12 protein-coding genes are annotated in these 9,747 nt (G+C 67.6%); 1 reads left to right on the top strand and 11 read right to left on the bottom strand.

Annotated elements, in window-relative coordinates; all coding sequences use genetic code 11:
• The 6 genes from ligD to VGF12_RS16980 all read right to left on the bottom strand — a co-directional run.
• The coding region (ligD, locus tag VGF12_RS17005; protein WP_331177233.1) for a non-homologous end-joining DNA ligase at positions 1 to 2,219 on the bottom strand (2,219 nt) is incomplete at its 3' end.
• Positions 2,220 to 2,232: 13 nt separating this feature from the next.
• On the bottom strand, positions 2,233 to 2,442 hold the full coding sequence (locus VGF12_RS17000; RefSeq protein ID WP_331177232.1) for a hypothetical protein: 210 nt from the start codon (positions 2,440 to 2,442) through the stop codon (positions 2,233 to 2,235).
• 26 nt (positions 2,443 to 2,468) lie between these two features.
• Entirely contained in the window at positions 2,469 to 2,669 is a 201-nt protein-coding gene (locus VGF12_RS16995; protein ID WP_331177231.1) for a DUF3606 domain-containing protein, read from the bottom strand.
• A gap of 415 nt (positions 2,670 to 3,084) precedes the next feature.
• Positions 3,085 to 3,471 carry a hypothetical protein gene (locus tag VGF12_RS16990; RefSeq protein WP_331177230.1) on the bottom strand — a complete coding sequence of 129 codons (387 nt, stop codon included), beginning with the start codon at positions 3,469 to 3,471 and terminating at the stop codon, positions 3,085 to 3,087.
• The gene (locus tag VGF12_RS16985; protein ID WP_331177229.1) at positions 3,468 to 3,764 is read right to left on the bottom strand and encodes an autorepressor SdpR family transcription factor; all 297 of its coding nucleotides are present in this window, start codon (positions 3,762 to 3,764) and stop codon (positions 3,468 to 3,470) included. Before VGF12_RS16985 ends, VGF12_RS16990 begins: the two co-directional genes overlap by 4 nt.
• Positions 3,765 to 3,936: 172 nt before the next feature.
• Positions 3,937 to 5,352: a TAXI family TRAP transporter solute-binding subunit gene (locus VGF12_RS16980; RefSeq protein ID WP_331177228.1), complete on the bottom strand. Its 1,416-nt coding sequence runs from the start codon at positions 5,350 to 5,352 to the stop codon at positions 3,937 to 3,939.
• A gap of 344 nt (positions 5,353 to 5,696) precedes the next feature.
• Here VGF12_RS16980 and VGF12_RS16975 point away from each other — a divergent pair, with 344 nt between their 5' ends.
• Positions 5,697 to 6,182 (top strand): rod shape-determining protein, encoded by a 486-nt coding sequence (locus VGF12_RS16975; protein ID WP_331177227.1) that lies wholly within the window; start codon positions 5,697 to 5,699, stop codon positions 6,180 to 6,182.
• 61 nt (positions 6,183 to 6,243) lie between these two features.
• Here VGF12_RS16975 and VGF12_RS16970 read toward each other — a convergent pair whose 3' ends face one another.
• The 5 genes from VGF12_RS16970 to VGF12_RS16950 all read right to left on the bottom strand — a co-directional run.
• A complete protein-coding gene (locus VGF12_RS16970; RefSeq protein WP_331177226.1) occupies positions 6,244 to 8,070 on the bottom strand; it encodes a right-handed parallel beta-helix repeat-containing protein in 1,827 nt (608 codons plus the stop codon).
• 216 nt (positions 8,071 to 8,286) lie between these two features.
• Positions 8,287 to 8,640: a cupin domain-containing protein gene (locus tag VGF12_RS16965; protein ID WP_331177225.1), complete on the bottom strand. Its 354-nt coding sequence runs from the start codon at positions 8,638 to 8,640 to the stop codon at positions 8,287 to 8,289.
• Entirely contained in the window at positions 8,630 to 8,920 is a 291-nt protein-coding gene (locus VGF12_RS16960; RefSeq protein ID WP_331177224.1) for an ASCH domain-containing protein, read from the bottom strand. Before VGF12_RS16960 ends, VGF12_RS16965 begins: the two co-directional genes overlap by 11 nt.
• A 4-nt stretch (positions 8,921 to 8,924) precedes the next feature.
• A complete protein-coding gene (locus tag VGF12_RS16955; protein WP_331177223.1) occupies positions 8,925 to 9,539 on the bottom strand; it encodes a VOC family protein in 615 nt (204 codons plus the stop codon).
• Positions 9,536 to 9,747: DUF1173 family protein (locus tag VGF12_RS16950; protein ID WP_331177222.1), on the bottom strand; the 212-nt coding region annotated here is incomplete at its 5' end. The genes VGF12_RS16950 and VGF12_RS16955, both read right to left, overlap by 4 nt.

Genomic DNA, 9,747 nt, shown 5'->3' with positions numbered 1-9,747 from the left:
ACGGCGCCGGCGTGCCGGAGCTCGCCGTCGTCGTAGTACCCCCGGGTCAGGTTGCCGACCTCGCCGTCCGCATTCTTGCGGTCCGTGAAGCCGACCACGACGAACTCCTGCCGGTGCTGGCACTTCAGCTTGAGCCACGTCTGCGTCCTGCCTGAGGCGTAGGGCGCATCCATCCGTTTCAACATGACCCCCTCCAGGCCAATCTGGCACGCTGCCGCAAGGAGCTCGGAAGCGGGCGCGTCAAAGCTCTGGCTCAGACGAACGCTGTCGCAAGCGCGGTCCTTCAGCAGCGCCTCGAGCACCTTGCGCCTGCTCTCGAATGGCACGGCTCGCAGGTCTTGTTTGCCCAGGTAGGGGACGTCGAAGACGTAGTAGACGATGGCCTCGCTTGCCGCGATGTCGATGGCGTTTTGCAGCGCGTTGAAATCCGGCACGCCCCGGTCGTTCATGACGACGATTTCGCCATCGAGCCATGCGGTGTCGATGTCCAGCGCCTCGATGGCGCCAGCGACGCGACGGAGCCTGGTGGTCCAGTCATTGGCGTTGCGCGTGAAGAGCTGCACTTTGCCTTTGGCGACGCGAGCAAGGATGCGGTAGCCGTCGTACTTGCTCTCGGCGAGCCAACCTGCGTCGGTGGGCGCGGCGCTCACCAACGTGGCCAGTTGGGGTTCCAGCTTGGCGGGGAGGGCGGCCTTTCTTGCGCGCGCCAGGTCGGGCTCGTGGCGGTCGCGGGGCTCCCCGGTCGCAGACGGCGCACCCCGCCGTTCGCGCGCCTCGACCCTCCCGAGAGGATGGGCAACGACGCTGTCCGGCAATGCCGTGACGACGTCGTACTCGGCCAACGGTCGGGCCCAGGCATCGCCACGCTTCTTCAGCAGCAGCCAATGAGGCTTCTTGTCGGCGTGCTTGCCGATGCGGACGAGCTCCCAGAGGCCGGCCAGCTTCTCGCCGTGCAGGTGGAAGACGAGCTTGCCCTGGGCAAGTCCTTCCTTCGGATCCCCGACGGGCTCCCAGGTGCCCCGGTCCCAGATGATGACGGTGCCGCCGCCGTACTGGCCCTTCGGAATCTCGCCTTCGAAGGTGTTGTAGCTGATGGGATGGTCCTCGACGTGGATGGCCATGCGCTTGATGGCCGGGTCGCAGCAGGGACCTTTAGGCACCGCCCAGCTCACCATCACGCCGCCGAGTTCCAGGCGGAAGTCGTAGTGCAGGTGGCTGGCCCAGTGCTTCTGAATGACGAACTGCAGCTCGTCCCTGGCCTTCACCCGCTTGCGCTGTACGACGCCGGCCGGCTCGGCCGTGACGTCGAAGTCGCGTTTGGCGTTGTAGCGCTCGAGCGGCGCCGGCGCTTCGGGAGCGGCGGGTTCGGGCGGGCGAGCCTGGGCGGAGGAGGGGGCCGCGCGCTTCGAGGTCTTGACCGCGACCTGCTTTGCCGCTGCCCGGGTGCCCTTGCCCAGCCGAAGCTCTGCCCACACCGGGGCGTGGTCACTCGGGCCTTCTTTGCCGCGCTCGTCCCGGTCGACCCCCGCGGCCATGACCTTCAGTTGGGCGCTGACGAGGATATGGTCGATTCGAAGGCCCGCGTCGCGCTCCCAGCGCTTGCGCCTGTAGTCCCAGAAGGTGTAGGGGACGTCGGTGGGGAAGACGTGTTGGATCGCGTCTGTCCAGCCCTGCGCCAGGATGCTGGCGAACGCCTCACGGGCCTGCGGCTGAACGAGCGCGTCATTGCGGTACGACTCGGTCTTGTACATGTCGGACTCGGTGGGGACGACGTTCCAGTCACCCAGCAGCACGACGGGCTGGCCGGACTTCCACAACGCTTCAGCGCGCTGGCGCAGCCGTTCGAACCACTTCAGCTTGTAGGTGAACTTGGGACCGGGCTGCGGGTTGCCGTTCGGGAGGTAGAGCCCTCCGAACAGGACACCGTGGATGGCGGCCTCCACGTACCGCGCCTCGCGGTCCATAGCGTCTCCCGGCAGCTGAGTGGCCACCTCGACGATGTCATGGCCGCGTGCGAGGAGGGCGACACCGTTCCAGGTCTTCTGTCCGACGACCAGGGATTGATACCCGGCCTCGCGCAGCGCGTCGGCCGGGAACAGCGCCGTCGTGGTCTTGAGCTCCTGCAGGGCCACGACATCCGGCTGGGCGCGATCGAGCCAATCGAGCAGCAGATCGAGGCGCCGCACGACGTTGTTGACATTCCATGTCGCGACCTTCATGGCAGCGATGCCTCTAGGGGGGCGCGTCGACGCCCGGGGCTTTCAGGTGAGCGTCGATCCAGAGCTCGCCTGCCTCGCGCCCACGCGCCCATGCGGCCGTTACCGATTCGCAGGTGATGTCGAGCAGGTCGCTGTGGATCGGCTCGGCATCCGCCCGCTGCGCCACCGCGAACGCAGGGCGGTAGCGCTCCGGCCCCTCGGGCCGCGCCTCGACCAGAATCATCAGGCCGCGAAAGGGATGCTGCTGAATCACCGCTGTCCTCGCTGTCCCTGCTGTCCTTTGAGATGCGCCTCCACGGCCGCGGCGGAGTTGCCGACCGCCTTGACCGCCGCCCGCAACTCGTCCGGCGTGACGCCGAATTTCCGGGACCAGTCGCGGACTTCGTAGTCCTCGCTGAGGTTGATGCGCGTGCGGTCCTGGCCGCCCGATTTCGTCGTGTCGTCGGACATGGTGGGCTCCATCGAGTGAAGCTTGACCGTAGACCTCGCAGCGCGGGTCGCGTGTCGGACGATGGCGCAACCGCGGGGACGCTTCGCAGGGCACGCCGTTTGCCCCGTGGGCGCTCCATCCCTGCCGGAGATCCCATGGCCACCGACCCGATTCAACCCCTGCCCGGACGACGGCCTGTGTACCCCGTCGAGGGAGAGGACCAAGGCGCATCGCGCGGCACACCGGCGCGTCCCAAGACGCCTCCCGTGGAGCCGGCCACGGGGACCGATGAGGACCCGGACTCGGACAAGAACACCGAGTCTGCGAACCACCCGAACGAGGAGTAAGGCTGGGAACCCCTCCCGGGGCGTGGGCAGACGGGTGTCCGTCAAGCGCCGCTGCGCCGCACCCATCGCGGCGCCAACGGGGTGGACGCTACGCGGCCTTCGCGTGGGCTCGCAGCGAGAAGCAGTAGCCCGTCGTGACCGCGATGCCCGTCAGCACCGCGGCAGTTCCGCCCCAGAACGCCATCGAGAGTGGTGCGAAGGCATACAGCGCGGCATACACGAGGCCGCTCAGTGCCAAGGACCAGCCGGCGACTCGCCGCACCTTGCGCGCACAGGCATTGGGCACGAAGGCCTTCGGCAGGCGGTTGCCGAACCAGGCAATCATGAGACCGTTGGCGCCGATGACCAGCCGGGTGACGGTGTCGCCGTCGATGTAGCCCTGCCGGCGTGCGTAGGTCGAGAGGAGGGCCAGGATAAGGATGCCGATGCCCCAGGCGAGGCTGCCCTTCATCTCGTCCTTCTGTTCCTTGTTCATCGCACAGCCTCCTTCTTGAGCTTTGGCGCTTGCGCGCCCACACCGAACGATTGCACGAAGCCGAGCAGGGCTTCTTCGAGCACCGAGAGCTTCAGGTGATAGATGACGGACTTGCCAGCCTTCTCCGCATGCACGAGGTCGGCGTCCTTGAGCACCGCGAAGTGCGCCGACATGGTCGGCTTGGAGACATTGAACTGGTCGCTCAGCTCGCCGGCACTGAGGGGGCCTTCGCGCAAAAGCTGGAGGACCCGCCTGCGGGTAGGGTCGGAGAGCGCCTTGAACACCTGACTCATGATGCGATGATTAGCTAATCATCGAAATGTGTCAAGAGAATCTTCCTGCGTCAGTCGCTCACCGCGTGGCCGGCGCGCTTGCGCGTGGACGCGCGAGTCCCGGATCTTTCACTCGGGCGGCGTTGACGGGCGGCGTTGACGGGCGGGTCGGGGCCGCCGCGGCGCCAGTCGATCAATCGGTTGCTCGGTCCGATGCTCCGTCGGCGGGTCCGTCGGCAGGTCCGTCGGTTGGACGGGACCGCTGGGCCAGCAGGCGCTTGCGCACTGCATAGATGTTGTTGCGCAGCGCGTAGAGCTCTTCGGCATAGGACAGCGGCACCGCAATGCGGTGCGTGACGCGGTCCAGCTCGTCCAGCTCGTCAAGCAGCGCGTCGCGCTTGCCGGTGCCGGCTTCAAGCTTCGCTTCCACCTCGCGCAGCCGCGCATACCAGCGGAACACGCGCGAGCGCACCCGGAACGTGTAGAGCGGTGGCACCACGCGCGACAGCGGCAGCATCAGCACCAGCAGGCCGCCGACCACCAGCCACATGCGTTCCAGCAGGTTGCCGGCCCAGAAGGGCAGGTAACGCGCCCAGGCCGGCGGCGTGCCGTTGATCGCGCGGTCGCCCTCGGCACTGACCGGCAGCTCGCTGGTGCGGGTGTTGGGGAAGTCGCGCGCGCCATTGAACCAGCCGGCCTCGCTGTGCTGGCCCAGGGCCGCCTGCGCGAACAGCTGGCGCAGCGCAGGGTGCGTCTGGTCGCGCGCCAGCAGTGCGGTGGTGGTCGCCAGCAGCGGCACGTCGTGAGGCGGTACATCGGCCGCCAGGTCCACCACACCGCGCGGCAGCCTCACGGTGGACAAGAAGGGCAGGTGGCGCGAGTAGGCCTCGTTCTGCTCGAAGGCCATCAGCGCGATGGCCGGATCGCGCAGCAGCGCGCGGATCAAGCCGGCCTGCGGGGCCGAGATGAGCACCGCGGCGTCCAGCCGGCCCTGGCGCAGGGCCTCGCCGGCGGCGTCGGGCGCCAGATGGGACAGCCGCAGATCGCTCGGCTTCAGCTGGTTCAGCGCCAGCAGCTTCTCCACAATCTGCGGCACACCGCTGCCGTCCTGATCCACACTGACACGCAGCCCGCGCAACTGGTCCAGGCGCTGCAGTTCGCCGCCCGGCTGGCGGCGCACGATGCCGAGATCACGGCGATAGAAGATCCAGATCGGCTCGTAGAACAGGCTGCCCAGCGAGACGATGCCGGCCTCGGTATCCGCTGCCGGATCGGCCATGCCGCCTCGCACGAAACCCACATCGGCCGTGCCCGCGCGCAGGTGGGCCAGATCGTCCTGTGCGCCTTCGCTGGCGATGAGCTCCACCTGGATGCCCTCGCGCGCCAGGGCCTTCGCGTAGCCCTCACCGAAGGCGGCGTAGGCACTCGCGGCCGGGCCGGTGGCCAGCCTCACCTTGCGAGGCGGCTGGGGGTCCAGCCACCAGTAGGCCGCGACCAGCAGGCCGCCGCCCAGCAGCAATAGCGGGCCCATCGAGACCACCATGTCGCGCAGCGTCTGCAGCAGCAGGCGAAGGCTGCGGGTGGCATGCCATTGCTGAATCGGCGTCATGGCTTGCCGCCCAGAGAGGGAAAGGCCTGGGCCTGCATGTTCCAGAGTCGCTCGGACTCCTGGAGGCCCGCAGGAGTGGCGGGCGCAAGGGGAAGCAGGATCGTGATGCCGGAGCATCGCATGGGCTGGGCCTTTGCCGAAGGAGGAGCGGACCATCGTATTCGAGCCGTGCGGGCAGCCCGGCGCCCAACTTGATCAAATCGGAGCAAGGCTGCATGACCGCGGCGACACGACCTGGCTCCGCGCCGGCCGGGCGTCCCCCATCATTGAATCACCCGCCCCAGAAGGAAGCCGCGCCTTTGTATGCTGCTTGTCTTGTGCGTTAGTCACTCAGGTCCCGCCGCATGTTCCCCGCACTCTCGCCGATCATCTACGTCCAAATTTCGCCCGAGCGCCTCACGCTCAAGAATCTCAAGACAGGCGAGTCAATCTCTGAAGTGCCGGAGCTGGCGATCAGCTCACCGCCGAGGCCGAAGATCCTTGCGGTAGGTCCGCAGGCAAGGGCAGCGGCTGCGTCTCACGCGGCAGACGTTGTGAACCCGTTTGCGCATCCACGCAGCCTTGTCTCCGACTTCACCGTCGCGGAGCAGCTCTTGAAGCATCAGATGCGCAGGGTCTTGGGCCGCTCGCTGCTGACATTTGCCCCCTACGTCGTCCTCCATCCGCTGGGGGCTCCTGCCGGAGGGTTCACCCAGGTTGAGCGCCGAGCCTTCCGCGAGATGGCCCTGGGTGCGGGCGCCTCGCAGGTGCGCGTCTGGACGGGACGCCCACTCACCGAGGAGGAACTCCTGTCCAGACAGCCGCCTGCCAGTGGCGGCGAATGGGAGTGACGAGTCGGGCCTGAGCCTCCCAGCGCCACGGCGCTGAGCTTGCTCTGGCCCGGTCAGCGCATCAGGGTTTGGGCGGCGGATTGCATTTGAGCGGGTAAGCCGTTTCGGTCGAGGCCTTGCAGATGTTGCCGCCCCCGTCGACGATGGCGCCTTGCATCGACCCGTCGAAGTAGGGCTGCCTCTGGGCCCCGCCGAAGTCGTTGTCCTTGAAGACGTTGTTCTTCAGGCGGAAGTCGCTGGGCTGGGGCATCTGATCCTTGTAGCCCTGGGAGCAGGCTTCCTTCACGCCGAAGGCGAAGGCGAAGTTGAAGTAGGAGGCCGGGCTTTCGGGGCCGGACAGCGGCTGACTGAAGCGGTTGTTCTCGAAACGGTTGTTCTCAAGACGGATGACTGTGTCTGCCGGCATGAGCTTGCGTGGATCCCACCCCGCCGGCCGCAGGCAATACGCGCGGAAGAGGCTGAAGAGTTGGCCCGAGCGTTCGACGCGGTTGTCCAGGAATTTCGTGTCGTGCAGGCTTGAGAAATACCAGCCACCGATGCCGCAGTAGGCCGCGCGCGAAATCTGGTTGCCCTGCACCGTGGCGTTATTCAGGTCACCCATCCATTCGATGCCGCAATCCCAGACGCCGACGATCTGGTTGTTCCTGACCAGCACGCTCGACTCGTCCGCCATGATGATGCCGTCGTCCGCGCCATTCCAGCCGGATACCGACGAGTCCCAGTTGCCGTCCAGCTGGTTGTCGGTCACGCGGTTGTTGCTGCCCAGGTTGAGCGTCAGCAACGCCGCCACGATCTCGGTGGGCACGGTTTTCACGCGGTTGTGGGAGATCGTCGAGTCGCTGGCGTAGACGTGCTGGTAGGAGCCGGTCAGTTGGTTCCCGGCAAAGCGCAGGCGCTCCGCGGTTTCGACGTTGAAGATGCTGGGCTTGCTAGGGACGGCGGGCTTGATGACGTTGTCGATGATGCTGACATCGCGCACATCGCGCAGCTCGTTCCAATCCGCTCGCACGCGGCAACGCCGCAGCGAGACGCGCTCTGAGTGGGTGACGTGCACGGCGTGGGCGTAGTCCCGGGTGGCGTTGGCGATTTCGTGGTCGGCACAGTCCAGCAGCACGTCGCTGGTGTCATGGATGTCGATGCAGGCCGGGCTGTTGGCGTTTGACGCGGCGATATCGCGGTCCAGCACGTAGTGGCCGGGCTGGGTAATCTCGCGGCAGCTGGTCACGATCACGGTCGTTTTGCCGGCGGCGATGCCAATGCGGCTGGCCTGGCTCAGCACCGCGCCCGCCGCATTCCCGACCTGCACCGAGATCCGTGTGCCGTCGTCGCCAAGCTGCAGTTTTGGCGTGGTGTAGCTGGTCGAGGTGGCCCCGGCGATGGGTACACCGTCACGCAGCCATTGGAGGGTGAGCGGCTGGGAGCCGCGCGCAGCAATGCTGAAGCTGCGGCTGGTGCCGGCCTCCGCCTGAACGACGTCGGGAAGATCGGCGTCCAGCGTGACGGGCAGGGGCTTCACGGTCAGGGTCGCGGCCGCGCTCGTCACGCTGCCGGCGGCATTGGTGATCGTGACGCTGAACTGCGCGCCCTGATCGGTGGTGAACTGCACGGCGGCCAGGGTCAACGTGGTTGACGTCGCGCCCGCGATGAGCGCGCCGTTGCGCGACCACTGGTAGCTCAGCGTGCCCGATCCCTGGGCCGTCACGCTGAAACTGGCCGCGGCGCCGTCGTCGACGGTCAGGGCCGCGGGCGCAGCCGTGATGCTCGGGGCGGTGGCCTGGACCGGGGATGGCGCGGGCGTGCCACCACCCCCTCCGCCGCCTCCGCAGGCGGTGACAAGCAGCAGCACGGCGCTGGCGCGCAGCCAGCGCGCGAAGTCCGGTCGATTCATGGACGCTCCCTTTTTTGGGGCGCGAGTATCGGGGCGGAACCCCTGCTGCTGCGTCCGTCGAATCCCTAGGGGCACCCTGATCCATCCGGGCCGACCGTGTGGGCGCGGCGTCGGCGACGCAAGGCACGAGAGCAGGAGAGCCCGAGAGCCCGAGAGCACGAGGGAGGGCGCCGTGAGCCCACGCGCCGTGCACGCCACGAAGACGACCTGTGCGTCCTAAAGCGGCGCGCGGAACTCCAGTGTCGGGCCGGGCGACAGCGTGACCATCTCTGCCGGGCTCAGCACGCGGACCTTGTGCCAGACACCGCGTGGCACCACCAGGCCCTGGCCGGGGCCGATCTCCATCGTCTGCGGCTCGTCGAACTCCAGCGTGACGGCGATGCGACCGGCCACGACGTAGAGGATCTCATCGCCGTCCGGGTGCATCTCGCCGCCGTGCGGGGCGTCGTGCGTCATGGAGACCGGCGTGAACGTGAAGCCCGGAAAGCCGTGAAACGGGCTGGCGCTGCTGCCACGGCTGACAGACTGATCCGCGCCCAGGTGCAGGCAATCGTTCGCGTCAAAGCGCATGGTCGGACCCCTCGAAGCGGAAGCGGATGAAGTAGAGGTGACGGCCCTTGCCGTGCTGGGCCGTTTGCATGAGGTCGGCCAGGCTGCGGAAGCCGGACTCACGCGCGAGTGAGTCCGAGACATCGCGCCATTCGATCTCGCGGATGGACGTGACGATGACGTGCCCCCCTTCCACCGGGTACCGGCCGTCGACCTTGACGCGGGGTGACTGCCAGACACGGATGGAGGTCGTGATGTCGCCGCGCCGGACACCCTCGCGGAGTTTCTGGGTGAACTGCATGGCCTCAGCGGGCGAGGCGCGCAGAGACGTTCCACACGTGGTTCGCCGGATCCATGATGCGCCCGACACGATCGCCCCAGAACTGGTCTGCGGCGGGCATCAGCACGCGCGCGCCCGCGGCCACGGCCTTCCCGATGAGGGCATCGACGTCATCGCAGTACAGGTAGTTGACGACGGGTGAACTGCCGTCAGGCTCCGGGGGCCGGCTGCCCAGATGGGGGGCGTCGTCATGCACCATGAAGAGCGCGCCGCCGAAGGACAGCGTGGCGTGGATCACGCGGCCGTCGGCTCCCGCGCGGCGCGACAGCTCGGTTGCGTCGAACGCGGACTTGCAGAACTCGATCTGCTGGGCAGCGTCCTGGCAGACGAGCATGGGGACGATCATTCGAAGCGTCATGTCCTGGATTCCTTCCCTGGCGGCATGGGAACCGCAAAATCCTATCTGCTGTGAGAGGCCCGTGGCGGAAGACACGAAGGCGTCGAAACGACGCCATCCGGGCGTGGTCGCGCCGATCTCTCCGATCTCTCCGATCTCGCCGATCTCGCCGATCTCGCCGGCCGGCGGCCGCCGCGGCCCTTGCCCGTCTCCCGACCCCCATACCGGCATGGCCGGCGTCATGACCTCGGGCCGCACTCTGGCGGCGGCAGGTTCGCCGGACCGTCGGCGGCCTCCGCGAAGACCGTGGGCATCGGCAGCCCCGCGTCGGTGAGCACGACGCTGGCGAGCCGGTCACGGTGCCCGAGGTCGTACCGGAGCAGCTTGCGAAACGCACGCCGTTCCCGCACCAGCCGATCGACCAGTTGATGCTCGGGCACCGTCTCGACGG

The organism is Roseateles sp., assembly GCF_036404855.1.
GTDB lineage: Bacteria > Pseudomonadota > Gammaproteobacteria > Burkholderiales > Burkholderiaceae_C > Pelomonas.
Note: the sequence above shows the minus strand (reverse complement) of the source record. Positions and strands in the feature narration are given on the sequence as shown.